This window comes from Candidatus Liberibacter solanacearum CLso-ZC1, from assembly GCF_000183665.1.
GTDB classification, from domain to species: domain Bacteria; phylum Pseudomonadota; class Alphaproteobacteria; order Rhizobiales; family Rhizobiaceae; genus Liberibacter; species Liberibacter solanacearum.
In genome coordinates this window covers 876,204-901,813 of sequence record NC_014774.1, presented here as the reverse complement: position 1 = coordinate 901,813, position 25,610 = coordinate 876,204, and the positions used below count along the sequence as shown (strand labels likewise).

The following is a 25,610-nucleotide window of genomic DNA, read 5'->3' as shown; positions in this document are numbered from 1 at the left end:
AGTTTATTTTTTTATGATTATGATAAACAAATAGAAAAAAATCTATTTTTATAGGATTAAAACGCAAATTTCTTCATTTATCAATTTTTAATGCTGATTTTTTTAGCTCATTTAAACGTTGTTTATAAGACTCCTTTTCTTTTTTATTAAAAATAGCTGATCCAGCTACAAAAAGATTGGCTCCTTCTTGTGCTAAAGATCTGATGTTTCCTGATTTTATTCCACCATCAACTTCAAGAGCAATAGGGCGTTTACCGATCAATTCTCTAGCTTGTCTTATTTTAGGTACTGTAAAATTAATGAGTTGTTGTCCACCAAATCCGGGATTAACCGTCATTATGAGAATCATATCAATTTCATCTATAACATTTTCTAGTACAGAAACGGGAGTTTCAGGATTGAGCGCTATACCAGATTTTTTTCCCATTGCACGGATGGTGCGTAATGATTGACGTATATGAGGGGAAAATTCCGCATGTAAGGTTATGATATCACATCCGGCATCTGCAAAAACTTTTATATGAGAATCAACAGATGAAATCATTAAATGACAGTCAAATATAGCATCACTATAAGATCTCAGTGATTTAATAACATCTGCTCCAAAAGAAATATTAGGAACGAAGTGCCCATCCATGACATCAAAATGAATCTGTTTAGCACCTGCTTTGGTTATATCAGAAACTTCTTCGCCGAGGCGAGAAAAGTCTGCGGCTAGAATAGATGGAACTATTTGGATTGATAAGGGCACTATGAAAACATTGCTTCAATGAGATTCCAAAGAAAAAAAACAGTTCCCACTGTAATATAAAAAGACATTATGTGACAATAGCTTTTCCATTTTTTATCGTGACAAACTTTTATGTACTTTGGATCATATTGTTGCATTATACGTTTTTTTCTAAACATTGTTCTTCTCAAAATTAGGTAAGATTATTTATTCTAGAATCTCAGGATAACTAATAAAAATAACATTCTGATTTATTGCTTTATATAATAACTAATGATCTTAGCAAGATATTTTATAATATTCCTTACTAATTAACAGCATTTTTTCCTATTTAAATTCATATTCTATTTAGACTTATCGCGTGTATAAAATAAAATAATTATATGATAACAAGGATAAATATAGGATATAGAGCGTTCATTATCTGCTATAATATAAAAAATATTATTGGTCATAATTATTTGATCATGTGTAGAGTATTGTTTAAATTTCTTTCACAGAGGATTGCAGGAAAAGGATATTTTCAATAATTTTCTTGTTTGTTGTGCGAATCAATAAAAGAATATGATTATGATGTTTTCGATTATTTTCAATTCTGCGTTCTAAATAAGAAATGAGCTATTGAATGAATCAGTGTGATATGTCTCATGAGAGAGATGTCTTGGAATATGAAGTCGTTATTGTTGGTGCTGGACCAGCAGGATTAGCAGCTGCTATACGTTGCAAACAAATTAATCCTCGGTTGTCAGTTGTTGTTCTGGAAAAGTCTGCAGAGGTTGGGGATCATATTATTTCGGGTGCGATTATTGATCCCATCGGAATAGATCGTTTATTACCAGGTTGGCGTGAAGAATCTCCATTTCACACCCTTGTAGAAAAAGATATTTACTGGTTTTTAAATTCGAAAAAATCAATTCAGATTCCACATTTTTGTATGCCAGATTTTATGAGTAACAAGGGAAATTATATTGTTTCTTTAGGGCAGGTTTGTCGTTGGTTGAAGGATAAGGCAGAGGCACTTGGTATAGAAATTTATTGTGGTTTTGTGGCTACTGGAATTTATTATGGAAAAAATGGAGAGGCTCTTGGTGTTTTTACAGGTGAAAAGGGTAGAAATAGTGATGGGACGTTAGGAAAAAACTATATTCCTCCCATCTTATTGTTAAGTAAATACATGTTAATAGGAGAAGGGGCCTGTGGATCACTCACTCGGCAATTGATAGAACGGTATTCTTTGGCAGATGGACGTCAACCCCAAAAGTTTGGTCTTGGTATTAAGGAATTATGGAAAATTAAGCCTCAATATCATACGAAAGGTCTGGTTCTTCATAGTTTTGGTTGGCCACTGGATATGGGTGCTTCTGGAGGAGGATTTATTTATCACTTTGATAAAAATCTAGTGTCTATAGGTTTTGTTTTACATCTTGATTATAGCAATCCTTGGCTTTCAGCTTATGAAGAGTTTCAGCGTTTTAAGACACATCCTGCTATTAGAACAATATTTGAGGAAGGAGAACGGCTTGAATATGGAGCGCGTGTTATCAGTGAAGGAGGATGGCAGTCGGTTCCTAAACTTTCTTTTCCAGGAGGGAGTTTAATAGGGTGTTCAGCAGGTTTTGTTAATCTTGTCCGTATTAAAGGATCACATAATGCGATTCTTTCTGGAATCCTTGCCGCAGAAAAGATCGTCGAACGGTTATCTCAAGGATACAAACATGATGATCCTGTAGATATTGAATATAGTTGGCGTCAAACGGATATCGGTAAGGATTTATGGATTGTAAGAAATATCAAGCCTTTATTATCACGTTTTGGTTTATTAATAGGATTATGTCTGGGATTGATAGATATCTGGATTCAAAAAATTATAGGTTTTTCTTTTTTAGGTACATTAAAACATCATAAAACAGATTATTCTTCTTTAAAACCTGCTATTAAATATAAGAAAATCGATTATCCTAAACCCGATGGAAAATTGACTTTTGATATTATGTCCTCTCTTTTTCTATCTAAAATAAACTATGCAAAAGAGCAGCCAACCCACCTTTCTATAAAAGATAAAAATTTACAAAAAAAATCAGAATTTGATGTATATGCTGGACCTTCAATGCGATATTGTCCAGCTGGTGTATACGAATGGTACCAGCAGGATGGTAAAAATACTTATATTATACATGCACAAAATTGTATTCATTGTAAGACATGTGTTGTGAAGGATCCTAATCAAAACATTGAATGGAATCCTCCTCAAGGTGGTGATGGTCCGTATTATTTAGATATGTAAATTGCTACATCTGACTATTTTATGGCGTGAATTATTTTATTTTTTTCAAGAAATAATTGACAAATTGATTTTTTTTAAAATACAGTTCTTTCTATGCAGTTTGTTCATATATCATTTTCACGTCTTCCACATGCACATGGAATTCCTCTTCCAGAATATAAGACAGAGGGATCTTCAGGTATGGATTTGTTTGCTGCTTTAGCAGAGGATAAACCTGTTGAGTTGTTACCAGGAATGCGTTCCTTGATTCCTGGAGGATATGTTGTTGCATTACCCCCAGGCTATGAAGGGCAGATAAGATCTCGTTCTGGGCTTGCACTTGATCATGGTATTTCCTGTCTTAATTCTCCAGGAACTATTGATAGTGATTATCGTGGTGAGATCAAGATATTGCTGATTAATCTTGGTCAGGAAAATTTCTTGATCACAAGGGGTATGCGTATTGCACAATTGGTCATAGCAAATTCTGTCTGCGTTCGCGCTAATCTTGTTTCAGAAATTCCTATAGAAAAAAGTGAAAGGGGTAATAAAGGATTTGGTTCGACTGGACTTTATTAATTTTTATTATCCATTCTCAATCTTTATGTAAAAAAAATAGATGATTATTAATTTGATATCGAAAATTGGCTCGATTTTCGATAAGCAATTGCTTCAGCAATATGAATTTTTTTAATTTTTCTGATGAATCAAGATCTGCAATTGTTCGAGCTATTTTGAGTATTTTGTGATATCCACGTGCCGAAAAGAGCATTTTTTCGGCATATTGATTGAGCAGAACAGTACTTTCTAAATCAAGAACTGCTATTTTTTCTATCAATGCAGGAGAACAAACTGCATTATGTGTGAGTAAAGATCCTATTCCTTCTAGCCTATCTTTTTGTTTTTCCTTGCTAGAAGAACTCGAGAAGCTATTATTTCACTTGGTTCTGATTTAGTAGAGGAAAAAAGATCAGCTGCCGGGACAGCTGGTACTGCTATGCGTATATCGATTCGATCCATTAAAGGACCAGAAATGCGTGATTGATACTCAATCGCACAACGTGGACCACGAATACATACATTTTCATCTCTACTAGACATACCGCATCGACAAGGATTCATGGCAGCTATTAATTGAATACGTGCAGGATAGCTTATTTTGCGATTAGCTCTGGAAATAATACATTCACCAGTTTCAAGCGGTTGGCGTAGAGAATTAAGCGTATGAGGGGAAAATTCAGGAAGTTCGTCTAAAAATAATATCCCATTATGCGCTAGGGAAGCTTCACCCGGCAATACTTGTGTTCCACCTCCTATCAATGCTGCCGTAGTGACAGAATGATGAGGAGTGCGAAAAGGTCGATCTTGTATAAAAGATGATTCATCGGAGGATTTTCTAGATAACGAGTAAATCATAGATACTTCAAGGGATTCTTTTAATGACAAAGGAGGGAGTATTGATGGTAAACAAGAAGCGAGCATTGATTTGCCTGCTCCTGGTGGACCAATCATCAGTAAATTATGTCCTCCAGCTGCTGCTATTTCGAGAGCACGTTTAATAGTTTTTTGACCTTTTATGTCTGAAAAATTTGCAAGATTAGTACGATTTTTATATTCAGATTTGAATGGTCGAGATAATTGTTGTTTGTTATTCAAGTGATTTGTTAATTCTAAAATATTAGAAGGAGCTATAATATTTAAGCTATCGGATGCCCATGCAGCTTCAGATCCACATACTTTGGGACATATTAAATCTTTATTTAAATTTTTAGCACAGATAGCAGCAGGAAGTGCGCCATTAATTGCAGCCAATGATCCATCAAGATTGATTTCTCCCACTGCTAGATAACGACATAGCGACTCTCTATTAATTGCCTGGATAGATGCCATTAACGCAAGAATAATAGGAAGATCATAATGAGAACCTTCTTTAGGTAAATCGGCTGGCGCAAGATTAATGGTAACTCGTTTAGCAGGAAGGGCAAGACCGCATGAATAAAGCGCAGATTGAATTCTTTCGCGGCTTTCTATCACCGCTTTATCTGGCAATCCAACTATTTGTATTCCAACTCTACCAGGAGATACCATAACTTGGACTTCAACAGGGATTCCTTTTATACCTTGAAAGGCAATCGTAGAAATTCTTGAAATCATACTTAAAACTTAAAAATATATTTTAATACAAAAAAAAGAAATTATTTATATACCTAATAGTATATTGTTTAAAAATTATATCGTAAAATATGATTATGAATTATATATTTTATATAAAGTCAATTAAATTATTTTTTTAAATATTTTCGAAAAGAGAGAATAAACAACATCCCTCAGTCTATGAGAAGCATTCATAATCGTACAAATAATATTAAAATTCAATGACATAAAGTCATTAATAGACCATCATAATCTATTTACAAGGCTCGCTCAGAAGCATGAACGAGCATCGTGTAAACTTTTCTATAATGCGACATGATATCTTGCTGCATAACACTTTACAAAGTTCGTCCAGAAGCATGAACGAGCATCGTGTAAACTTTTCCATAATTCGACATGATATGTTCCTGCGTAACACTATTAGAATCAGAACTTGAATGAACACTTTCAGAAAGCATTTCTTCAAAATTAGTAATATAAGAATCAACATCACTTCTGAATTCTAGATTATTTACGTACTTTTCTTGAATATTGCGAAATAATTTCTGTCCTCTTAGAGTATATAACTGTTGGCTAAATAGATCATCTTCTCCCTGTGTATAACGTTTCCATAAGTCAACGAAGGCATCACAATCAATAAATTGGGAAATATCTGAAACAAGGGAATCGATAGAATATAATAAATTCCCATCTTTAGATGAGGAAATTTTACCTTTATTAAGGGTAGCAGAATGGACAATATCGTTAAACCATTTTTTGATTGACTTATTTTTAGTGATTTCTTTGTTTGATTCAGGTTTGTCTAATTGGGGTGGATTACTGTTATCAGAACTCAATTTTTTGTCATAAAAAGTCGGGTTACTTTGCACGGAATCAGTCACTAATTTTTGGAAATCTCTTAGTGTATTGATCTGTTCTTCTATGGCATTGCGTATGGTATCAGCACTTTCTTTTGCTTCTTGAGCCAATGATATAGAATCACGTTTTAAAACATTACGAGAATCGTTCAATTCTTCGGTTATTTTATGAGAGGTCAAGGAAATTTCTTCACTTGTTTTCGATAATTTCTCAGTAAACGTATTCACTTTATTATTTAGAGAATCTAAAAATTCCTTCATAGATTGATCTGATTTTTTCTCAAGAGTAGAGAAAGCATTCTCAACATTAGGAATAGAAGAATGTATCTTCTGAGCTATATGATTTGATAAATTGCGAGATTTCTCTTCTATTTCGCCAAAACTTTTATCAATGGTTTTGACAGTTTTGTTTCCGATATTAGTCAAATCATGATCAATAAGTTTTATAGTATCACGACTGCGCATCTCTATGTTTGATAAGGTCCCTTCGATATCCAAGAAAGATGCTTGGAGACCATGAGTCATACTTTTAACAACCTTGTCTGAAAGAAAATTAGTTTGTTCAACAACCTTCTTAATATCCACTAAGAGAGATATAACAAACTTTTGCGCTTCAGAAGACTTGGAAATCAATTTATTGGTCAAGCTTGCTAAATTATTTGCCCCTTTATCTAGAGCCAAGCCTGTTTCAGATTGTGTTTTTACAAGCAAATCATGCGATTTTAAGAGAATTTGAGAATTTTTATCGAATTTATTGACGATTTCAGACATACGGAACAAAACATCTTTAGATATTTCGTTGAGGTCTTTAATTTTATTATCAAATAATTTCGATGATTCAGAAAGAACTGTGCTAATTTGTCCTGTTGTGTCGATGATGCGATTAGTAGTTTGAAATAAAGATTTGTCCACTTTGTTAAGAGAATTCGTAGCTGCATTAAGGATTGTTGTTACATCTAAACTACTATCAGAAATTCTATGGGTGATTTTTTCAACATCATTAATGAGCAATTCTTCGAGTTTTTTAAGTGCATTTGCCGCGTCATATATTTGTTTATCTATGATATTTGCAACAGCATCTCCTTCTTTATGAAAGGCATCAGAAATAGAATTTGAAATCTCAACTGAACGCTGCGAAAGGAGACTATCTAAAATAGTAGAGCGTTCATCAAAAGATAATTGCATAGAATTATTGTTTTTATCCAAGAGAGATTTCCACTCTTCCATATTGGATTCAAAGGATTTTACATATTCCTTAAATTTATTGAGCATAGTCGATTCATGCACATTTAATGCATTATCTACATTAGAAACAATCTCTTTGACCTCACTGATTCGTTTCTCTATTACAGAACGAGCTTCATTGGTATGAGATAAAACAACTTGATCGACTTCATGGAAAACTTCAGAAAGATTATTATTGAAGTGATTCAATGTAGAACGGAATTTTCCTTCTTTTTCTTCTAAAAGCTGACCTGTTTCAACAAATTTTTTCGTAATATTATCGATTTCTCCGCTAATACGAGAAGTATTGTCTATGATCTGATCCGTGACAACATCATTGTTTTGTAGTAGTTGCTGTGAAATTTCCTGTGTTCTTTGAGATATTCTTTGTTCTGAAACTTCCATTATTTTGGATATTTCATTCATAAAGATAGCAATCTTTTCTCCAAAGAACTCTCTGCATTTTTGGACTTTTTCGTTTACGGAATCCATAGATGCTTCTAATTGACCAGAAACATCGATTGTGGATTGAGACATGTTGCCAACAACTGAAACCAATTTTTGGGTTAGATCATTAATATTTTCTGACAAATCCTTGAAGGAGGAAGAAGAATCATTCACCGTCTGTGATAGAGAAACTTCTCTTTCTTTCAAGTTGTTTTGTAAATTAATTGTCTCTTTAGACACTGCTGTAGATAAAGAAGAAGCACTATTATCAAGAACTTGGATAAGTTCATCCGACTTTTCTTTTAGTAATCTATCAAATTTCTGATGAGAACATAATAAGGTACTGTTCACTGAATCATTGCCGTAATTCAACAATGCCTCAATGCGAGCAGAATTTTCATCAAGGATCTTCTTAATGAACTGTGATGCAGATTCGATTGAACCATCCATTTTACTTTCGTTTCCTGCAAGAACGTCTTGTAAAATATTTATGTGATCGGAAAGTTTCTTGTCCAAAATTTGATGGTTATCATTATAAGCTAGGCAAATGCTATCCATACGCTCTTTAAATGCTTGGGCAACGTTCGTATCAGCATCAGAAATCTTCTTCAATATTATCTGAGAATGATTGTCTAAAGTAACACCAATATTACCTTGGATTTTAGTAAGAGAATTAGCCATATCCATTGCTTTAGCATAGGCTATTTCTGTCATATTTTTAATATCTTGAGAAAGGCTCCCAATTATGAGTTGAGATTTACTTACAAGATTATGTTCAAATTTTGATTGATTCTCTGATAAAGTATCTACAAAATTCTCATTACGCTTAGCAAAAGTATTGTTTAACAACTCTTGAGCTTCTTCAAGAGAAAATAGAATTTTATTCGCATTGCTTATAAGGTCATTTCCCAATCCTTGACATCTTTGTTCTAATTCCGTTGATATGGCTTTAACATCGTCAATAGAGTGGCTAATTGTATTGCTGACTGTTGACAATTCTAATCCAATATTTTCACTACCATTGCTTAAAACTTCTTCCATACGTTTTGTATTGGTGGAAAGCATACTTTTAATATTTTCAGCAGAGCTTTCTAACATATTATTGACATGACTACTCTTATTGCTGAACGTATCGGTTAGAGATGCAAGATGTTGTTTGAGAATTTTTTCTAATTTATTATTGTTATTACTGTAGGAAAAGACGATCTGTTCAGAGCTTTCAGTAAAGCGGTTTACTAATTGAGATTCAGCAATTGTTATTTTATTTACGACGTCACTAGCGTGTTTTTTAAGACTATTATCAAGACTTTTTTGGTTTTCTGATAATGCAGCCGCCAAAACCATTGTTTTGTCATAAATAGTATCTGTCAATTTCTTTATATTATTGGAAATAGAATCAATAATTGATTGAGGACGACCGGCAAGGGCTTCTTCAAACTGCAATTGTGCTCGTATGAGAGAATTTGAAAACGATTTCTCCCGCTCAGAAATAACATTGCTCACTTTTTGATATGAAGAGTCAAAGGAAGTGCAGAGTTCTTCTGATTTCTTTCCAAGATCGGTATCAATCTTCTGACGCCTTTCATCCAGAACACCTTTGAGATTGTCTATACTATTTGTTAAAATATTTTCTAGTTTTTCTGCATTTGCCTCAGTTAAATGAGTGATATTATTTTGCTTAGTAGAAAGAGTACCTTCAAGAATCAAGGTCTTTTTGTCTAAATTAGAATCAATTGTTTTGATATTGGATATAAAGAGATCTTCCATATTGGTATGTGAGTTTTCAAAACATCCATTGAGCTTATTGATATTGTCTTTTAAGGTTGTTTCAAACTCATTAAAGTTTCTTTCGAAAAAATGACCAAATTCAGCAATTCTCTTGTTAAATGTTTCGGCAGTATCTGTGAGGAATTTGTTAATTGTATTTTCTATAATACTGGTGCGATTATCTACTTCAGATAGTGTGTTATCTGTAGTGGATTGAAGATTATTACGAAAAAGTTCTTCTTTTTCCTGAAAAGAGACCCGTAAGTTTTGGATCATATCATTTAATGTACTAGTAATAGAACTTTGTTTTTCCGAAAAGAACTTGGACATTTCACATATGTGTGATGTGAAAGATTCTGTAAATTGGTGTGATTGTTCTTTTAGTGTAAGACTAATCTTATCCGTATTATTTCCTAGCATTGACGCATGTATGCTCAAATGATTAGCTAAACTACGACCTGAATTATCAAGCGCATTAGAAAGAGTTTCAATACGATTATCAAAGTCTTCAGTAATGATCATAGATGATGAATCAAGTACCTCTAATAGTTGATCTATTTTCGAAGAGATGGTTTCCGCTGATTCTTGCACGACTCGATTTGTTTTGTCGGTCAATTTTGCTATGCGCATATCAACAATGGATTGAAATGAATCTGTTGCCCTTGATAGATGAATAGAAATTTCCTCACTTGTGAGCGAAAGCTCTTCTTTTAATGCTTCATGAACCTCAGCAATAGATGTACGCAATTGCATTCCATGATCAACTATAGCCTCACGTTCCTCCCTGAGTTTATGCGTGATATTATGCGCACGTACTTCGTTTTTATTATAATTATCTTCAAGTACGTCTATTTCAGAACGAACGATTTTTTCTAAATCGCTTGCGCGCGATACAGCTCGCTCTATTTCCTCCGTTATTGTCATGATTTCTCTACGTACGGCGCTACTAATAGACAAAATCTTCTCCGAGGAATATTCCTCTGGATCTACAAGGCGTAACGCAATTTTAGCTATTGATTGAGAAGCATCATGCATATCTCGGGCACGAGATATCATTATAAAAAACGAAAAAACAACAAAATAGGGATAAAAGTTATTGCTGAAAAAAAGATTATTGCTTCTGTTCGTATAGCAAAATCGTAAAACGAGGGCATAGATGAATTCGCATAGGATTTGACAATAAATCCTAATTCACATGCAAACCATACCAAAGAGGATATAAAAGCATTACGAAGCGCTATGCTCAGGGAATTTTTGCCAATATTTTGTAGTATATGCGTAATCCCTCCACTACTTAAATCATTCGCAGGCGATAATCCAGATGATAGGTATTTGTTAGAAATTCTTTTAAAAGTTTTTTCGGCATTAGTATTTTTCATATCTTCCGATCCAGATGTGGATTGAATATCCTTGTCAGGAAGGTGATTATTTTTTTGATTACGGTCGTATGTATCTTTAGCTTGATAATTTTTTTTATCTTTATCTGGTTTTAGCATAGACAATTCTTCGTGTTCTTTAAGTGATTTTCTATAAGCTGTTTTACTCTGTTTCTTATTGTTCATATACACACCCTTAGATTGCTAGACCCCCAGATCATTTAAAGAATATTTACTATAAACCTTTGAATTTTATCGGAAAAACCTAATTAAATGCGATGAAAACATTTTCAAAAAATCAATAGATTAAAAATAACTTAATGATTTTTTAACTAAAATCATGTTGTAATGTAGCTTTACGACATATTTTATCCTTTTTGAGGACGCATGAGCAAAGCCTTATCTTAAAGAATTAAATTGAAAAAATATTTTTCACATTTACTTAGCAACGATTATACGATCACTATTCACATCTTATCGATTCGTAATGGTTAAGTATACCACAATACTATGTTATACACAGATGCTATTCATTGGCACAAAACACAGATATAATTGTAACTGGTAATATAATGAGCCTAGTATTAGGATCAATAGAGTAAAAAATGAAATTTAATGTAGAAAAATATCCTGAATTCATATGGAAGCTTGCCCATGGTAAAAGTATGAGTGTTGGGCCTGTGGCTCGTATTATGGCTATTGTTAATGTTACACCAGATTCTTTTTCCGATGGCGCAAATTATTTTCTGCCTAAAAAAGCCGTTGCCCATGCCATTAGTTCTTTGAAAGAAGGGGCAGATATTATTGATATTGGGGGTGAGTCTACGCGCCCTGGATTCATTCCAATTACTGCCAAACAAGAACAAGAACGTATTTTGCCTGTTATAGAAGAATTAGCTGATCGAACTGATGCTATTATTTCTGTAGACACCTATCACCCGGAAACAGCAAAATTATCTATTAGGGCAGGAGCACACATCATCAATGATGTATGTGGATTGCAACAGGGTAAAAATATGGCCAAAATAATTGCACAATATGGAGCAGGTGTTTGTATTATGCACACTGGGCGTGGTCGCAAAAAGCTTTCGGATGTTTTTGAAGATCAATACTATTTCCTTGAAAAATCACTAAAAATAGCTCATGATGAAGGTATTTCTCGTGATGCCATCGTTATAGATCCAGGATTTGGATTCGCAAAAGAAATCCAAGAAAATTTTTCTCTGATGGCAAATGTATCAAAGCTTAGAAAATTTAATTTGCCGATATTAGTGGGCATTTCTCGCAAGCGATTTTTAGGGAAAATGGAGCAGAAAGATAGATCTTCCGATGCAACTACAGCTGCGGCAAATTGCTTCTTGAGAATCGAGGGAGCTGCGATTTTTAGGGTGCATAATGTTAGCATAAACAGAGATTCTTTGCGTATGATGGATACAATTATAAAAACCAAAAACATTTCTTCAAAAGAACGAGAGTAATGAATCAGACGTATACAATATATTTGAAAAATTGTGCTTTTTTTGCTTATCATGGAGTATATAAAGAAGAAAAAGCGCAAGGACAAAGATTTTTTGTGGACATAGAAATAGAAATTCCACAAAACACTGCTTTGGAAAATGATCTTTTGGAAAAAACAGTTGATTATAGTACTGTATTTTTCATAGCAGAGAAAATAATTATGAATACCAAAAGAAATCTTATCGAAGCTCTTGCCGCAGATATTGCAAAGGCATTGCATGAACAATTTGGAGAAATTGTGAGAATCGTTGTGGCTGTTCGCAAACCCAGTGCGTTAATTCAAGGAATACTGGATTATGTGGAAACCAGAGTCGAATATAAATATTAAGATCAATCCTGATGATTTTATTGCTATTGGAATAGGTAGCAATATTGGAGATAAAAAAAAATATATTTCTCATGCATTAAATCTCATTCATCAACATAACAATTGTGAGATCATTGCTGTATCACGTTTATATAAGACCGTTCCTTGGGGAAACATAGATCAGGATTTCTTTTTAAACGCCGTAGCACTCGTCAGAACAAAAATATCCCCCGATTCTTTATTGGATATTCTTCTTTCGATTGAAAATAATTTAAAAAGACAGAGAAATGAAAAATGGGGCGCGCGCACAATTGATCTTGATATCCTCTTGGCAGGGAAATATTCTTCTTCCACAGAACGTTTAACAATACCGCATCCATATATTGTCCAAAGAGCTTTTGTCCTTGTTCCATTAGCAGATGTTGCTCCTCATATGGTAATACATGGTTTTTCTGTAATAGATTGGATTAAAAAAATCGATGTTAGTGGAGTGCAAGTTATCAATGAGGGATACTATTGGTGGTGTGATTTATAATGTTAAAAATAAAATAGCCCATACATAATAAAGAAAAAATTACCTCTTTATCTATTGCATCATCAGCAGAGGATAGAGCCTAGTTGGTGGTTTTTTCCTTTTTAGCTGTAAAATTTAGTGCTAATTTTTGTATTGAATAGATGGTTTTGTTTTATTGGGATTGTGATTTGAGATGTTGTTGATTTTTTTTTTAATTTCTTCATACCATGATAACGACTAATCAATCCTAGGCCAACTGTTAGAATCACATCAACTATAACCGTATAGTTACTCCAACCCTCAGTTGGTTCTTCTTTTTCGTATCCTTGAAAATATAAAGTTCCATTCGTGGTTAATTGTTCTGTTGTTCTGGTAGCAATCTGTTGTCCTGCGCCATTAATGATTTTTTTCAATGATACGTCTCCCCTATGGATATAGGGAATAGCAAAACTAAGCATGTAAAAACCACCAGATAACAAACCGAGTGTTTGAGATGTAGATTCATCAATCCCAAGATGTTTCATATTCTCGGAAGTTTGATGACCATATGTCGCACTAATGGTCAATAGACCTACTAGGGAGGCTACAAAAGGATTGGCGGAAAAAGAGGAGCCTATAATATTTCCTATACCATAGATTACAGCTCCTTCTACGATACTGTGAGCGGTGCTTCCCCAAAAACCTAATTTTTTTTGATCTGGATCATATTGCAAAGGATCGCTGATTTTTAAGGGATTATCGTGGAACAGTCGATAAAATTTTTCTATACCCGAAAAAGGAGCTGAGCAAACACTAATCACAAGATTGTGAGCACATTGAGGAATATGAGAATCAAGGAAGTTTTTTATTACAGGGATGTCTGATTTTGTTTTTGAAGATAGGATCTTACAATCTGAAAATATGAAATATCCCATAGATAGAAAAAAAATACATACCCCTAACTTCCGATAATGCATATTCTCTTTGTCTCCCAAACTCAACACCTAAGATCCAGCTATCAATATTATGCTCTCTATCATTTCCACGACAAGGAATTCTATGTAAAAATTTGAACAGGCCTCATTTCTATAGGAATAATGTTCTATAATCAATACCTAGAGAAAATATTTTTAGTATTACTCTTGTCTTTTACAGTATAAAATATGCAACTATAATGAATTCTTTAGGTTAATATCGATTAGATTTTACTTCTTATGAATCTATTTTTTTCGTCGTCAATGAAGAGAAATATATAAACTCAGAGCATATGAAAGGGGATTGTTATTATCCATAAAAACATTCAATTCTTTGATTTTTGCAATATCAAAAATGATTTCTTTTGATTGCTTGGATACACTGGTTACAACATTTTAGCTGGCGTTGTAGTACGCATTAAAGGCTTTGTTGGCTTTTTATGCTCATTCGATATTTTTATTCGTCCCTACATAGCTTAAACGTATAGAAGAAAGAAACAAAACAGCACTTGCGGGAGTAGATTTTCTGTGTTCAAGTCCTAAGCGAATGTGTTTTGCAGTTATCTTTTTGTATTCGAAATCTCCTGAGTTTTTAATGATATTAGAAAAGTCTTGATCAATTCTTTTCCTAGTTTTTAATGCCAAACTAGCCCAATGACCGCTTTTACGATATTGCTCTATCAACCATCTCATCGTTTGAGGCTCTTTAATGACAGGCTTAATAGAGGATTGCTCTATTGGAATTCCTGACAAAGCGGACAAATAAGCGGGCATGAAACTCGGATCACTAGGAATAGGTAGACGGGTTCTATCGTCTTTGCCTTTCCTAAAATAGTATATGATCTTTCCGTGCCTTGTTTTTTCTCGCACCACAAAAGGTAATTTAGTATTTCTGCTCATTTAAACCCTAAAAGGATCAAGTCCGTCATCTTCTACTTTTTCTTTTTCAACTTTGGTTCTAAACGGATCAAACCTGTATAGTGTTCCATTCCTTTCTATCTCGATGCGGATTTTGGTGTCTTTTGATATATTAGCGACATTTCTAATGTCAATGCTCCCCTTAGCACTCATGCTTTTCGTACCTCTTCTATTATTATTTTCACTTTTCTGACAGATTTGTCCAAATCGTCATTGCACACGAACCATTCTTTGTATTCTAAGACATCTATTTCATCGTCCTCGCTGGATTCAGATCCTCTTTTCTTGAGATTCTCTAAGCGCTCTTCTTCTGATGCGGGATAGATGGCTATAGGAGTTACTTTGATATCTGGTTGATCTTTGAAATAGGCTTTAAAAGCCTCATAACCCTCAGGTGTTAGAATGACTAAAAGGTCTTTTCCTTGGTCAATATGAGATACGATAACATGCCTCAGATAACCGTACTTATTACCCTTGTAGGTTACGAACCATTGTTATAGCCTGATATTTTCTTCTTCGTCAGCGATTGTCCTTTTCTTTTTCTTCAAAGGCTCAAAGCGATAGATTGTTCCATCCCGTTCAATCTCAATACGAATATTTGTTTCTTGAGCAATCCGTGCTGTATCACGGATACTGATACGTCCTTTATGGGGATGTGGTTTTTGTTCAATGTTAGTCATGTTTTGTCTCCTTTCTTAATTTTCCCTCCTTAACAATTTTTCTAATTCGACATATTTGTTGACAAGCAATACCTAGATGATCATTGGTAATTTTGAAGACATAAGCTCTCTTCATTCCGAAGATGTCATCGTCTTGGGTTAGAGCTTTCCAGTTACTCCGTTGATGTCGTCTTCGTTTGAGTTCAGTTATTGACGGGGGAGGTTATGAATAGGGATGTTATCTTGTTGCCATTGGTTGGAATGTTTTATGGGCTATAAAACGGTAATCAATCCCTTGTTGTTCGCTAACCCTAGGTTTCTGGTACACCGACAAAATCGTTCAGAAGAAGCGGGGTTAAGACTATCCCTTGTTTCTGAATATTTTATATAACTGCATGTACAAAGTGGATAGAAATGTAGTTTCTAAAAACAGTACAGGCAAGTTGGTGAATAATGCAAATGGATTTTCACAAGGGATTGATCTGTATAAAGCGTATGCTGTCTTGCCAGTATGAGGTATAATCCATATCAGAAAAAGACAAAAAAGTAATATAAAAATCGGTTCTTTTGCTTTATTCCAATGTTCCTGAATATACTGTTTAAACTTAGGATGGGTAAGAATTCTATAGCTACAATAGCTACTTAACAAACAAAAAGGAATAAGTAACATTCCGAAAAAAATGTAGTCATCATAATTATTTATCAAATTATATCTGTACCTTCTGCTACTTTGTGTATACGTCAGAGGTATAATCCAAGCAATAATCCAAGTAATAAAACTGATTATAATATAATCGATTTTCGACACCAGTTTTTGCATTATACGTATAACCTTTTTATCTATAGTTTATATGATTTTTTTACCTATACATTTTGTCATCTTATACAAGACTATATTCGGGTTTCTCTGGTGGATCGTATCTATAAAAGCCAGCGTCCATTGCCCGACCTAATGCTTCTTGTTCCCTCTTAAATTCAGCATGACTCACAAAGAAGCTCATTTGTTGTCCTCCTTTCTTTCCTTAAGTTCTTCATCACTGTCAATCATTTCGTATCCTCCTTAAATGCAAGTACACCTATAGATTGCGTGAGTCAATACAATTCCACAGCTTTTAATTGATTTAAATGCGGGGTTATTGATACGATAAAAACTGCAAAAAAATTCATATATTTACTGGTAGATATAAGTATACACTAATTTATAGTGTTCTCACACCTTGTTTTTGGTGTGAAAGAACACGGCAAAAACAGAATTTTATCAATGGCTTACGAATTTAGACATATAAAATGGCAAAGGATATTAATGGGATCATGTCCGCGAGGGATCACGTCATGTTAAGGTCAGATCCCCGTTTAACCAGCCGTGATTTATGTATACGGGAAAATTAGAAGATGGGGTAGTCGCTCGTTTTCTTGGTATGAATATATACCATAGCTATTCCTGGTGGGAGTAAACAAGAAAAGAAGGAAGTGAAGAGTGCAGCAGGGGTAGTGACGAAAGAAAACTACTGGACTCCTTGCTAAAATAGGGGTCAACCTCAAGAAAAAAGTTCTTCTCTTTGATAGAAGTGCTGTCGTTCTTGCCATTTGGCAGGATATTAAAACCAGAGTATCGCTTCGTGGGGATAGAAACAACAACGGGAAACTTTTCTTGTCCATGATGCTAGGAGCAACGAGGGTTGATGAGAGTCGAGTCGCTCAAATTCTCGTAGGGTAAGAGGTAAGAAGATGAGGGAACAAGCTGTTGTTCTTAATCTTTGTAATCGCGCTTTGTAGAAGCTGAGGTTATCCTCAATATCTTCGTTGAAGGATACTTCAAAATCATCTAAGGAATGCAACCTCGTTTGGAGGAGCGTCTATCGATCGCTTCTTCGCCAATATAGGTGGAGATTTGCCATCAAACGAGGTTCATGACCTGCTTTAGGGGATGATGAAATTGAGGAAAAAAACGTCTTATTTATTCTTTTTTTTCAAAAGAATAACAAGCAAAAAAAAAAATTTTATCCAATAACTTATCTTACATTTATTCCTTTATTATTCTTCGAGCAGGGTGTTTATTCTCACGTATACACGTAATGCGTATAACGCTATAATTGCGATATAACAATAAGGACGACCCATTAAAGGACGAACCATGAAGAGGTTTGAAGACTATTAGTTTCCTTCGCTTCTTCTTATTCGAGCTTTAAAAACAAAAGAAGGGCGGAAGATGCAGTGTGGGTGGATGCATTTCAGCAGGAGTAAACCTCCCGAGAAAATGCTGAGCGGATGAAGATGACGGCAGAGGAAAAAGTTCGTAGGATGGAATGACAATAAAAGTATCAACTATCGGATATGTATTGTATTTTCAATTTATAGTGCTCTGAAATAGTGTAAGGATTGCGCAAATTATGATCTTGGTGGATAGTGATGGACAATGTTATTGTGATCAGTGATGAGATAGGATTCATCGTCTATTTTTTTGATATTATGGCTGTCAATTTTCACCTTTCCGTATCCTCCAGGAATATCAAGAATGTAAAAAGGCTGGCATATGCCTGAAATGTTTTCTTTTAAACTAGCAACGATTTTTTGTCCTTCTTCGATAGTAAGACGAAAATGGCTTGTTCCAGGAGCAAGATCTGGATGATGTAAATAATAGGGTTTAATACGTGATTCTACGAAAATCCGCATCAGATCTGCAAGAATTTTGGGATCATCATTAATGCCTTTCAGCAACACTGACTGGCTTAAAAGGATGATGCCTGCATCTGCTAGTTTAGAAATAGCAGAAAGAGATTCTTGAGAAAATTCACGTGGATGATTAGCATGTATAGCAATATATATAGGTTTTCCAGATTCTTTTAGACATTGAATGAATTCAGGGCTAATCCGTTGAGGATCAACAATAGGAACGCGACTGTGAAAACGTAATATTTTGACGTGTTTTATCTCCATTAACATTTTTAAAACTGTTTTCAAACGATTGAGGGATAAAATTAAAGGATCCCCTCCGGTAAAAATAACTTCCCAAATTTTCGGATGATTTTGAATATAGGAAAGAGCCGCATCGATATCTTGGGGAGATAAGATTGTGCCTTTTTGTGAACCAACCATCTCTCTACGAAAACAAAATCGACAGTATACAGGGCATATATGTAATAATTTAAGCAATACCCTATCTGGATAACGATGTACGATTCCTTTTAAAGGGCTATGATTACTATCTCCAATTGGATCTTCTCGTTCTTCTGGCAAGATATTCATCTCTTCTTTCTGAGGAATAAATTGACGAGCAATGGGATCATTGGGATTATGAGGATCTATGAGATTGGCCATAAAAGGTGTCAACGCAATAGAATAATGATTTGAAATCTCTTTTATAGTGTTAATCTGTTCTTGCTCAATGAGCTTTGCTTTGTATAATTGTTGCGCTGAAGTTAATTTTTGATCGTGAGAGTTCATCGCATTTCTTTCTTTCAGATGTGGACAAAAGGGGTCCAAATTATTTCATTCAGATTAGTTGCGCCTGTTGCTAGCATGACAAGACGATCAAAACCCATCGCTATCCCAGAGGATGATGGCATCTCTTTTAAACAAGCGAGAAAATCTTCATCTATTGGATAGGTTTCGTTGTATATTTTTTTCTTTTCATTCATTTCTTTTTCAAAACGATGCCGTTGCTCAATAGGATCTATAAGTTCATCAAAAGCATTGCATAATTCAATATTACAAGCATAAAGTTCAAAACGTTGTGTAAAACGTGGATCATCAGAACAAACTTTAGCTAATGCAGATTCTGGAAGAGGATAACGATCAAGAATAGTGCAGCGATTGACACCAAGATGGGGTTCTATTTTTTCTACAAGGATTCGAGAGAAAATATCACTCCACGTATCATCATTAGCGACACGTATTCCTGATTTTTGTGCCTGTAAAGCTAAAAGATTACGATTTGGTGGACTAGAATGATCAAGTGTAGAACAAAGATCAATATGTGCATATCGTAGAAAAGCGTCGGAGACCGTGATATATTCTGCTTCACTAAAAGGATTGCATGTAATACCTTGAAAAGAAAAAACTGATTTTTTTGCTTTTTCTGCTGCACATCGTATAATTTCCATACAATCTTGCATTAATTGTTCATACGATTCATGTGCACGATACCATTCTAACATTGTGAATTCTGGTTGATGGAGAGAATCTTGTTCTCCATTTCTCCAGACATGTGCAAAACAAAAAATTTTCTCCTCTCCTGCAGCAAGAAGTTTTTTACAAGAAAACTCTGGAGAAGTTTGCAGATACATAATCTTTCGGGTATGATCTTTCGTGATCAATTCTGTAGAAAAAGCTTGTATATGTGTTTCATTTCCTGGAGAAACTTGAAGAGACATAGAATCTATTTCAACAAAGTTATTATTGAAAAAATATTCTCTCAAAGAGGTTTGGATCATATTGCGTTTGATCAGAAAGGGACGGCGGTGATGATGAAAATCACGATTCCACCAAGATTTAGATTTGGAAGCAATACTGTGCATGAATATTTTCTTATTTTCAAAAAAACAACAATTAATCTTTACATCATGATATGAGAACATTTATTTTCAAGACAAACAGGTGAATTCAATTGATTATATAGTTGAAATCATACAATTAAATAGTTCTTTTTTCTACGGTTAATATAAGGAATAAATTCAATATGGTGAAAGTTATCGCTTCTGCTGTGCGTAAAGGTAATGTTCTTGATGTCAATGGTAGGCTTTATGTTGTCCTTGTTGCAAAAAATTTCTATCCAGGTAAAGGAACTCCTATTACACAGGTGGAAATGCGTCGTATTTCTGACGGTGTAAAAGTCTCTGAGCGTTGGCGTACAACGGAACAAGTAGAACGTGCTTTTGTTGAAGATCAGCGCTTTCAGTTCTTGTATGCAGATCACGAAGGTTATCATTTCATGAATCCTGAAAATTATGATCAAGTGACTGTTTCTATCGATGTTGTGGGTGATCAAAAAGTATATTTTCAAGAAGGAATGGAAGTGAAACTTTTAATCCATGAAGGAGTTGCGTTATCTGTTGAAGTGCCGCGTCATGTAATATTTAAAGTCGTTGATACAGAACCCTCTGCTAAAGGGCAAACGGTTACGACATCTTATAAGCCCGCAATCCTTTCAAATGATATTCGCACAACAGTGCCTCCGCATATTAACATTGGAGATGAAATTGTTATTCTTACAGAAGACAATTCATATGTTGAGCGTGTAAAAAAATAAAACAAATTGAGATATATCATTTTCAATAGAAGAAATGATTTTATTGATCTAAAGATTGATAGCAATGAAAATCATTATCCATTGTTATCTTTAACTTCTTCTTGCAACATTTCAAGTTCAAGCCATTTTTCTTCTTTTTCTTTGATTTCGTGATAAAGATTTTTGAGCTCATGAGAAAGCTTAGAAAATTTCTTTGCATCCTTTAAAAACAAGTTTTGATCATTGAATTGTTGTTCTTTCTCAGTAATTTTAAGGTGTATTTTTTTTATTTCTTGAGGCAATTTTTCGAGAAGCAATTTTTGACCATAAGAAAGACTTTTTTTCTTTTTATCTTTCTTAGTAGTTGATGGTATCGCCGATTCGGTGGGAGGATTTTTCTTTTGAGGAATATTATTGTTCTGTTTTTGTTGTAAAAGCATGTCAGAGTATCCTCCAGCATATTTTATCCAACATCCATTATGATTATCAACATTTTGCATAGAAAGTGTTGAATTTACAGTACGATCTAGAAAATCTCGATCGTGACTGACAATGAGTATTGTTCCTTGGAAACGAGTAATAGTTTGTTCTAAAAAATCTAACGTTTCAAAATCAAGATCGTTTGTTGGTTCGTCCATGACTAAAAAGTTGAATGGTTGAGCCAAAACACGTGCTAAAATAGCACGCATTTTTTCTCCTCCGGAGAGATCTTTGATGAGAGAATGTGCTTGATCTGGATGAAAAAGGAAATCTTTGATATAGCCCACAACATGACGAGATTCTCCTTGTACCAGTAAGCTATCTCCATAACCTCCTGTTAGATAAGAAGAAAGAGACTCGTTCGGATTGATATCTTCGCGTTTTTGATCAATGATCGCAATTTTGAGATTTGTTCCTAAAGTAATTGAGCCGGAATCGGGCTGTATCTTTCCGGTTAATAATTTCAGGAGCGTTGTTTTCCCTGCACCATTAGGACCAACAATGCCGATACGTTCACCACAATGTATTCGAAGAGAAAAATTTTTAACAATGAAATTATCATTATATTTTTTGGTAATTTTATCGGCTTCTATAACCAGTTTGCCTGAAGATTGAGTCGATTGAAGATGTGCTTGAATTGTACCATGAAAAGAGCTTTTTTGTTCCTGTAATTGTGTTCGTATGTCTTGTAATTCTTTGACCCGACGGACATTGCGTTTCCGTCTAGCTGTTACTCCATATCGTAACCATTCTTCTTCTGCTTCATTTTTTTTCTTTAAATTATGATAATGTGCTTGTTCTTGTTGTAGAATGCTCTTTTTCCAAGGTTCAAAAAAGGAAAATCCTTTGTTTAGATGATGCAAACAACCGCGATCTAACCATATTGTTGCTGTTGACAAGGTTTTAAGAAAAAAACGATCGTGAGAGACAAAAATAAGAGAAGAATTGATATTAAGTAATTCTTGTTCCATCCAATGGATGGTGCGAGAATCTAAATGATTGGTAGGTTCATCTAAAATCAAAATATCAGGACGCAGAATCAACATCTTGATCAAGGCGACACAACGTGCTTGTCCAACAGAGAGATGGGAAATTTTATCTTTTTCTGTTAAATTGAATTTTTTTAGAAAGGAATTCAAGCTGTAAGAGAATTCTGTACTATCTTTGTTACAGTTGATGAAGTCAGAAATCGTCGAAAAATGAGAAAAATCTGGGTTTTGCTCAAGATATCCTAATGTATGAGGAGAATTGAGAAACACTGTTCCTGATTGTGGTTCTATTATTCCAGCTGCGATTTTAAGTAAAGTTGATTTTCCAGATCCATTACATCCTACAAGGCAAATACGTTCTCTTGGTTTAACTGACAACGAGATATCTTGTAGTAAATTTATTCCTCCTATAGTCGCATTAATATGATCAAGTCTTAAAATAGGTAAGTTCATGAGATTAAAACCTTTGTAAATCATAGGGACGAGAAATTATAATAGCTGATCCGTGATCGAGAACAATGGTTAGCTTATCCTTTGCCACATTAGAGCAAGTACGAGAAGAACCAAGAGACATTGAATAATTGGAGAGGGTGTATTTTGCTCCCGTAATAGTAAGATTTTTGATATCTGAAAGGGCAACGATAGAAAATATACTATTTTTAGGAAAATCAAAAGAGTGTTTCCCTGGAATCAGAACAAAACACTCTTCAATGCCAGAGGTCAGGGCAACATTGATATTTTGTTTTTTACAATATATTGCAAGTGTGATATGTTGCAATGCATAATCAAAGCGTTGACCAGAAATAGCTCCGACTAAAATGATATTCTTTGCTCCTAACTCTAAAGCTTTATGAATAGCAATTTCACCATCGGACATATCTTTATTAGGAAGATAAGAAATACGTTTAATCGATGACCATTGTTGCAGTAACGTGTGATCGGTAGAGTCAAAATCTCCTATCCATAATTCTGGCACTACTTTTAACTTATCCGCATGAGCTATGCCTCCATCACTGGCAATAATTCTACAATCTTTGATAATACGTAGGAGACGATCTGTTATTTGCAGATCACCGTTGAGTAGAACAGCAAAATCAATAGGATTATTGGTATGAGATAATACCTTTATACAGCTAGATATATTTTTTATCATCTGAAATTATATTATACAATATTTGATTTGTTTGGGAAAGCATAAACAACAGTAAAAAAATATTGTAACTTTCTAATGAATGTTAGTGAATTTAGTAATATTTGGTGTATCATCATACATCTTATATTCTTTATTTTGTTAAATTATTTATAGAAATAAGGACTAATATTTTTTAGAGTAAAAGTGATCCGTGCAATACTGAAGGGAAGAATAACAATGTTTTTAAGGATTCTAAAAAATTTCTTTATTTTTGGAAGGCGATTTTTTGTTTTATTGATAATTACTGGTACGCCATTTGCTTATGCTGATTCTATAAATTCTAATCCCGTTTTGCGCAATGAATTTATCAGGTGGCTCGTATATTATCACTCTCCTGATTCAAATAGAAAAATTTGTTATACCGTTACTGTTCCTACTTCTGCTCAACCAGAAACAGGTGTCAAACATGGAATTAATTTCTTTATGATTGGGCTCAAGAAAGAAACGAAAGATTCGTATATTTCAGAATTAGTAATGGACTATCCTTTAGATGAAAATACAATGGTTTCCATTGAGGTGATAGGAAAAAATTCTAGTGGACAAATATTCACCATGCATCCTCATAACAATAGAGCTACCTTTCAAAAAGAATCTGATAATGAAATTCTTATTAAGGAAATGAAATTAGGGAAAGAAGTAATCGTATCTGCAAAATCTAAACGTGGAACGAACACACGCTATGTTTATTCTTTAAGTGGTTTGTCAGATGCTTTAGCAGATCTTCCTAAATGTCAGTAAATCGTTCTATTTTTGTTATCGTTAAGGTTCTTTTCCTTGGCAAGTATTGTTTCTTAAATTTCAGTAGGGATAATTTATGAATATCGTAAAAAAAGAATCCTTGATTGGAATGACCCGAGAAGAGATTGAAGAATCTCTGCTTAAAATAGGTGTTCCGCCAATACAAGTGAGAATGCGTACCTCTCAGATTTGGAAGTGGATTTATGTTCGAGGTGTGCGTGATTTTCATTTTATGTCTGATATTTCAAAGGAAATACGTTGTCTTTTAGATCAGCATTTCGCTATTGTTTATCCAGAAATTGTTGATGAAAAAATTTCTTGTGATGGAACACGTAAGTGGCTATTACGTTTTCCTGCACGTTGTATCGGTGATCCTGTTGATATTGAAACGGTCTATATTCCTGAAAAATCGCGTGGTACCTTGTGTGTTTCTAGTCAAGTTGGTTGTTCTTTAACCTGTTCCTTTTGTTATACAGGAACCCAGCAACTCGTACGAAACCTCACAGTAGAAGAAATACTTTTACAGATTCTTTTGGTGCGTAGTCTTCTCGGAGATTTTCCTGGCTGTGAAGATATGACAGAAATGGTGGTTCCATTAGTAGGTCGTAAGGTCTCTAATATTGTAATGATGGGTATGGGAGAACCTCTTTGTAATTTTGATAATGTAAAAAAAGCTTTATTAATTGCTAGTGATAGCATGGGATTATCTTTTTCAAAACGTCGTATCACGCTTTCTACTTCTGGATTTGTTCCCAATATTGCGCGCGTCGGAGAAGAGATAGGGGTAATGCTGGCTATTTCTTTGCATGCAGTTAAGAATGATCTTCGAAATATTCTTGTTCCTATTAATAAAAAATATCCTCTTGAAATGCTGATGGATGCATGTCGTAATTATCCGGGTTTGTCTAATTCAAGGCGTATCACTTTTGAGTATGTTATGCTTAAGGGCATTAATGATAGCCCTAGAGATGCGATTGAACTTATCAAACTGCTTAAGGGTATTCCTGCAAAAATAAATCTTATACCATTTAATCCTTGGCCAGGATGTGATTATCTTTGTTCTGATCAAAAAGATATCGAGATATTTTCTGAATATGTTAAGAAATCAGGGTATTCATCACCTATTCGTACACCACGAGGGCTTGATATTTTTGCAGCATGTGGTCAATTGAAATCTCTTTCTAAAAGAGTTCCTCGGATATCAAGCAAACAAGCTCAGATAACAGAGTCCGTTCCATTACAATAATATTGATTTTTAAATATTTTTCTTCTTTTGCTCTGGGATATGGAAAAAATA

General features: G+C 34.2%; 20 protein-coding genes and 1 pseudogene. 9 read left to right on the top strand and 12 right to left on the bottom strand.

The genetic code is table 11. The features are described 5' to 3' along the window. Positions 1-73: 73 nt before the first annotated feature. The gene (gene rpe / locus CKC_RS04105; RefSeq protein ID WP_013462264.1) at positions 74-751 is read right to left on the bottom strand and encodes a ribulose-phosphate 3-epimerase; all 678 of its coding nucleotides are present in this window, start codon (positions 749-751) and stop codon (positions 74-76) included. 604 nt (positions 752-1,355) lie between these two features. On the opposite strand from rpe, the gene CKC_RS04100 reads away from it, so the two are divergent. Together CKC_RS04100 and dut are read left to right on the top strand one after the other, a co-directional pair. Continuing rightward, on the top strand, positions 1,356-3,014 hold the full coding sequence (locus CKC_RS04100) for an electron transfer flavoprotein-ubiquinone oxidoreductase (protein WP_013462262.1): 1,659 nt from the start codon (positions 1,356-1,358) through the stop codon (positions 3,012-3,014). A 93-nt stretch (positions 3,015-3,107) separates the two neighbouring features. Next, positions 3,108-3,572: a dUTP diphosphatase gene (gene dut, locus CKC_RS04095; protein ID WP_013462261.1), complete on the top strand. Its 465-nt coding sequence runs from the start codon at positions 3,108-3,110 to the stop codon at positions 3,570-3,572. A gap of 47 nt (positions 3,573-3,619) precedes the next feature. On the opposite strand, the pseudogene CKC_RS04085 reads toward dut, so the two are convergent. From CKC_RS04085 to CKC_RS06335, 3 genes and pseudogenes are all read right to left on the bottom strand, one after another. After that, a pseudogene (locus tag CKC_RS04085) lies at positions 3,620-5,147 on the bottom strand (YifB family Mg chelatase-like AAA ATPase). A gap of 338 nt (positions 5,148-5,485) precedes the next feature. Beyond that, the gene (locus CKC_RS04080) at positions 5,486-10,498 is read right to left on the bottom strand and encodes an apolipoprotein A-IV repeat region-like domain-containing protein (RefSeq protein ID WP_013462258.1); all 5,013 of its coding nucleotides are present in this window, start codon (positions 10,496-10,498) and stop codon (positions 5,486-5,488) included. Then, a complete protein-coding gene (locus CKC_RS06335) occupies positions 10,498-11,004 on the bottom strand; it encodes a hypothetical protein (protein WP_013462257.1) in 507 nt (168 codons plus the stop codon). The genes CKC_RS04080 and CKC_RS06335 overlap by 1 nt, the downstream gene beginning before the upstream one ends. Before the next feature lie 419 nt (positions 11,005-11,423). On the opposite strand from CKC_RS06335, the gene folP reads away from it, so the two are divergent. From folP to folK, 3 genes are read left to right on the top strand one after another with little or no spacing between them, the layout of a single operon-like run. Next, positions 11,424-12,296 carry a dihydropteroate synthase gene (gene folP / locus CKC_RS04075; protein ID WP_013462256.1) on the top strand — a complete coding sequence of 291 codons (873 nt, stop codon included), beginning with the start codon at positions 11,424-11,426 and terminating at the stop codon, positions 12,294-12,296. Beyond that, entirely contained in the window at positions 12,296-12,664 is a 369-nt protein-coding gene (gene folB / locus CKC_RS04070; RefSeq protein ID WP_013462255.1) for a dihydroneopterin aldolase, read from the top strand. The genes folP and folB overlap by 1 nt, the downstream gene beginning before the upstream one ends. Next, positions 12,633-13,178: a 2-amino-4-hydroxy-6-hydroxymethyldihydropteridine diphosphokinase gene (folK, locus tag CKC_RS04065; RefSeq protein WP_013462254.1), complete on the top strand. Its 546-nt coding sequence runs from the start codon at positions 12,633-12,635 to the stop codon at positions 13,176-13,178. The genes folB and folK overlap by 32 nt, the downstream gene beginning before the upstream one ends. A 101-nt stretch (positions 13,179-13,279) precedes the next feature. Here folK and CKC_RS04060 read toward each other — a convergent pair whose 3' ends face one another. The 4 genes from CKC_RS04060 to CKC_RS04050 all read right to left on the bottom strand — a co-directional run bounded on the left by CKC_RS04060 (position 13,280) and on the right by CKC_RS04050 (position 15,708). Next, entirely contained in the window at positions 13,280-14,113 is an 834-nt protein-coding gene (locus CKC_RS04060) for a hypothetical protein (RefSeq protein ID WP_158304002.1), read from the bottom strand. 441 nt (positions 14,114-14,554) lie between these two features. Further along, on the bottom strand, positions 14,555-15,010 hold the full coding sequence (locus CKC_RS04055) for a hypothetical protein (protein ID WP_013462252.1): 456 nt from the start codon (positions 15,008-15,010) through the stop codon (positions 14,555-14,557). Next, positions 15,011-15,181, bottom strand: coding sequence for a hypothetical protein (locus tag CKC_RS06215; protein ID WP_013462251.1), 171 nt, complete (start codon positions 15,179-15,181; stop codon positions 15,011-15,013). Positions 15,182-15,522: 341 nt separating this feature from the next. Continuing rightward, the gene (locus tag CKC_RS04050; RefSeq protein ID WP_013462250.1) at positions 15,523-15,708 is read right to left on the bottom strand and encodes a hypothetical protein; all 186 of its coding nucleotides are present in this window, start codon (positions 15,706-15,708) and stop codon (positions 15,523-15,525) included. 1,504 nt (positions 15,709-17,212) lie between these two features. Between CKC_RS04050 and CKC_RS06470 the strand changes: the two genes are divergently transcribed. Further along, positions 17,213-17,404, top strand: a complete 192-nt coding sequence (locus tag CKC_RS06470; protein ID WP_407059608.1) for a phage capsid protein — start codon at positions 17,213-17,215, stop codon at positions 17,402-17,404. Between the two features lie 671 nt (positions 17,405-18,075). Here CKC_RS06470 and CKC_RS04040 read toward each other — a convergent pair. Next, positions 18,076-19,131: a lysine-2,3-aminomutase-like protein gene (locus CKC_RS04040; RefSeq protein WP_013462247.1), complete on the bottom strand. Its 1,056-nt coding sequence runs from the start codon at positions 19,129-19,131 to the stop codon at positions 18,076-18,078. A 14-nt stretch (positions 19,132-19,145) separates the two neighbouring features. Continuing rightward, complete coding sequence (epmA, locus tag CKC_RS04035) at positions 19,146-20,204, bottom strand: EF-P lysine aminoacylase EpmA (protein ID WP_013462246.1); 1,059 nt, start codon at positions 20,202-20,204, stop codon at positions 19,146-19,148. Positions 20,205-20,365: 161 nt separating this feature from the next. Here epmA and efp point away from each other — a divergent pair, with 161 nt between their 5' ends. Beyond that, positions 20,366-20,935 carry an elongation factor P gene (efp, locus tag CKC_RS04030; protein ID WP_013462245.1) on the top strand — a complete coding sequence of 190 codons (570 nt, stop codon included), beginning with the start codon at positions 20,366-20,368 and terminating at the stop codon, positions 20,933-20,935. 74 nt (positions 20,936-21,009) lie between these two features. Here efp and CKC_RS04025 read toward each other — a convergent pair whose 3' ends face one another. Together CKC_RS04025 and CKC_RS04020 are read right to left on the bottom strand one after the other, a co-directional pair. After that, on the bottom strand, positions 21,010-22,836 hold the full coding sequence (locus CKC_RS04025; protein ID WP_013462244.1) for an ABC-F family ATP-binding cassette domain-containing protein: 1,827 nt from the start codon (positions 22,834-22,836) through the stop codon (positions 21,010-21,012). Positions 22,837-22,840: 4 nt separating this feature from the next. Beyond that, positions 22,841-23,536, bottom strand: a complete 696-nt coding sequence (locus CKC_RS04020) for a thiamine diphosphokinase (protein ID WP_013462243.1) — start codon at positions 23,534-23,536, stop codon at positions 22,841-22,843. 216 nt (positions 23,537-23,752) lie between these two features. Between CKC_RS04020 and CKC_RS04015 the strand changes: the two genes are divergently transcribed. Beyond that, on the top strand, positions 23,753-24,313 hold the full coding sequence (locus CKC_RS04015) for a hypothetical protein (protein WP_013462242.1): 561 nt from the start codon (positions 23,753-23,755) through the stop codon (positions 24,311-24,313). Between the two features lie 76 nt (positions 24,314-24,389). After that, on the top strand, positions 24,390-25,559 hold the full coding sequence (gene rlmN, locus CKC_RS04010) for a 23S rRNA (adenine(2503)-C(2))-methyltransferase RlmN (protein ID WP_013462241.1): 1,170 nt from the start codon (positions 24,390-24,392) through the stop codon (positions 25,557-25,559). Positions 25,560-25,610 lie beyond the last annotated feature (51 nt).

Excerpts from the sequence above, each read along its gene's own strand:
- epmA (WP_013462246.1), bottom strand. The coding sequence starts at position 20,204 with ATGCACAGTATTGCTTCCAAATCTAAATCTTGGTGGAATCGTGATTTT.
- folB (WP_013462255.1), top strand. The coding sequence starts at position 12,296 with ATGAATCAGACGTATACAATATATTTGAAAAATTGTGCTTTTTTTGCT.
- CKC_RS04020 (WP_013462243.1), bottom strand. The coding sequence starts at position 23,536 with ATGATAAAAAATATATCTAGCTGTATAAAGGTATTATCTCATACCAAT.
- rlmN (WP_013462241.1), top strand. The coding sequence starts at position 24,390 with ATGAATATCGTAAAAAAAGAATCCTTGATTGGAATGACCCGAGAAGAG.
- folP (WP_013462256.1), top strand. The coding sequence starts at position 11,424 with ATGAAATTTAATGTAGAAAAATATCCTGAATTCATATGGAAGCTTGCC.
- CKC_RS04080 (WP_013462258.1), bottom strand. The coding sequence starts at position 10,498 with ATGATATCTCGTGCCCGAGATATGCATGATGCTTCTCAATCAATAGCT.
- CKC_RS04060 (WP_158304002.1), bottom strand. The coding sequence starts at position 14,113 with ATGCATTATCGGAAGTTAGGGGTATGTATTTTTTTTCTATCTATGGGA.
- folK (WP_013462254.1), top strand. The coding sequence starts at position 12,633 with ATGTGGAAACCAGAGTCGAATATAAATATTAAGATCAATCCTGATGAT.
- CKC_RS04015 (WP_013462242.1), top strand. The coding sequence starts at position 23,753 with ATGTTTTTAAGGATTCTAAAAAATTTCTTTATTTTTGGAAGGCGATTT.
- dut (WP_013462261.1), top strand. The coding sequence starts at position 3,108 with ATGCAGTTTGTTCATATATCATTTTCACGTCTTCCACATGCACATGGA.
- CKC_RS04055 (WP_013462252.1), bottom strand. The coding sequence starts at position 15,010 with ATGAGCAGAAATACTAAATTACCTTTTGTGGTGCGAGAAAAAACAAGG.
- CKC_RS04100 (WP_013462262.1), top strand. The coding sequence starts at position 1,356 with ATGAATCAGTGTGATATGTCTCATGAGAGAGATGTCTTGGAATATGAA.
- efp (WP_013462245.1), top strand. The coding sequence starts at position 20,366 with ATGGTGAAAGTTATCGCTTCTGCTGTGCGTAAAGGTAATGTTCTTGAT.
- CKC_RS06335 (WP_013462257.1), bottom strand. The coding sequence starts at position 11,004 with ATGAACAATAAGAAACAGAGTAAAACAGCTTATAGAAAATCACTTAAA.
- CKC_RS06215 (WP_013462251.1), bottom strand. The coding sequence starts at position 15,181 with ATGAGTGCTAAGGGGAGCATTGACATTAGAAATGTCGCTAATATATCA.
- CKC_RS04040 (WP_013462247.1), bottom strand. The coding sequence starts at position 19,131 with ATGAACTCTCACGATCAAAAATTAACTTCAGCGCAACAATTATACAAA.
- CKC_RS04050 (WP_013462250.1), bottom strand. The coding sequence starts at position 15,708 with ATGACTAACATTGAACAAAAACCACATCCCCATAAAGGACGTATCAGT.
- CKC_RS04025 (WP_013462244.1), bottom strand. The coding sequence starts at position 22,836 with ATGAACTTACCTATTTTAAGACTTGATCATATTAATGCGACTATAGGA.